The sequence below is a fragment of the Shewanella sp. 4_MG-2023 genome (genome assembly GCF_030548015.1).
Classification (GTDB): domain Bacteria; phylum Pseudomonadota; class Gammaproteobacteria; order Enterobacterales; family Shewanellaceae; genus Shewanella.
This window is the reverse complement of sequence record NZ_JAUORL010000076.1, coordinates 1-1,272: the sequence shown is the minus strand read 5'-3', so window position 1 is coordinate 1,272 and position 1,272 is coordinate 1. Positions and strand designations below refer to the sequence as shown.

General features: G+C 51.8%; 1 rRNA gene. It reads left to right on the top strand.

What is annotated here, in order from left to right:
• A 23S ribosomal RNA gene (locus Q4546_RS19105) occupies positions 1-1,272 on the top strand; the annotation flags it as partial.

The window sequence follows — 1,272 nt, the reverse complement described above, 5'->3', positions numbered from 1 at the left end:
CTGATGACGAGTCACTAAGGTGATGAAGTAGTTGATGCCATGCTTCCAGGAAAATCTTCTAAGCTTCAGGTTAGTAGGAATCGTACCCCAAACCGACACAGGTGGTCGGGTAGAGAATACCAAGGCGCTTGAGAGAACTCGGCTGAAGGAACTAGGCAAAATGGTACCGTAACTTCGGGAGAAGGTACGCTGCTGTTGGTGATGGGACTTGCTCCCTAAGCTGACGGCAGTCGCAGATACCAGGTGGCTGCAACTGTTTATCAAAAACACAGTACTGTGCAAAATCGCAAGATGACGTATACGGTATGACGCCTGCCCGGTGCTTGAAGGTTAATTGATTGGGTTATCTTCGGAGAAGCTCATGATCGAAGCCCAAGTAAACGGCGGCCGTAACTATAACGGTCCTAAGGTAGCGAAATTCCTTGTCGGGTAAGTTCCGACCTGCACGAATGGCGTAATGATGGCCACGCTGTCTCCAGCCGAGACTCAGTGAAGTTGAAATTGCGGTGAAGATGCCGTATACCCGCGGCTAGACGGAAAGACCCCGTGAACCTTTACTATAGCTTGGCACTGAACATTGAACCTACATGTGTAGGATAGGTGGGAGACTTTGAAGCTTCGTCGCTAGATGGAGTGGAGTCAATCTTGAAATACCACCCTTGTAGTTTTGATGTTCTAACCGCGGCCCCTTATCGGGGTTCGGGACAGTGCCTGGTGGGTAGTTTGACTGGGGCGGTCTCCTCCCAAAGAGTAACGGAGGAGCACGAAGGTTGGCTAAGTACGGTCGGACATCGTACGGTTAGTGCAATGGCATAAGCCAGCTTAACTGCGAGACATACACGTCGAGCAGGTACGAAAGTAGGTCATAGTGATCCGGTGGTTCTGTATGGAAGGGCCATCGCTCAACGGATAAAAGGTACTCCGGGGATAACAGGCTGATACCGCCCAAGAGTTCATATCGACGGCGGTGTTTGGCACCTCGATGTCGGCTCATCACATCCTGGGGCTGAAGTCGGTCCCAAGGGTATGGCTGTTCGCCATTTAAAGTGGTACGCGAGCTGGGTTCAGAACGTCGTGAGACAGTTCGGTCCCTATCTGCCGTGGGCGTTGGATGATTGAAGGAAGCTGCTCCTAGTACGAGAGGACCGGAGTGGACGAACCGCTGGTGTTCGGGTTGTTATGCCAATAGCATTGCCCGGTAGCTACGTTCGGAATCGATAACCGCTGAAAGCATCTAAGCGGGAAGCGAGTCCTAAGATGAGTCATCCCTAG